Annotated in this window: 1 pseudogene; it reads right to left on the bottom strand. The window is 36.5% G+C overall.

Annotation, left to right across the window (positions count from 1 at the left end):
* Positions 1–9: 9 nt before the first annotated feature.
* A pseudogene (locus CRU95_RS16225) lies at positions 10–425 on the bottom strand (hypothetical protein); the annotation flags it as partial.

The following is a 425-nucleotide window of genomic DNA, read 5'->3' on the forward strand; positions in this document are numbered from 1 at the left end:
ACTTTACTACTATTCATTTGTATTCTCTTCTTCCCTTCTCAATTGTTGAATGATATCTCTATCTCTATCTCCATCCGTAAAGCCACCGCGTTCGTCTGTACATTGTAATAAATACGCAATCGCCTCAATTTGATCACCGAAAATACGATCAAATGCTGAAATACGCCCATTTACAAATTCGTGTTGCTCTGGACGTACTCGATTTGTTTTTATAACATCTACTAACTCTACTGCTGTAATAGAGAATCCTTCTAAAATAGCTTTCACCTGAGCTAATGGAGGAATCACAAGAGAATCATAACCAATTTTCTCTATTACTTTTTTATGCATAGCGTGTGGTACTGCTGTTAATGAGTTATTCCATAAATCTGGTCGCTTCGCTATCAAATTCACAAAATATTTTCCCACGCTAATTGGATCTGCTG

Origin of the sequence: Arcobacter sp. F2176 (genome assembly GCF_004116465.1) — a bacterium.
GTDB classification, from domain to species: Bacteria; Campylobacterota; Campylobacteria; order Campylobacterales; family Arcobacteraceae; genus Arcobacter; species Arcobacter siniprincipis.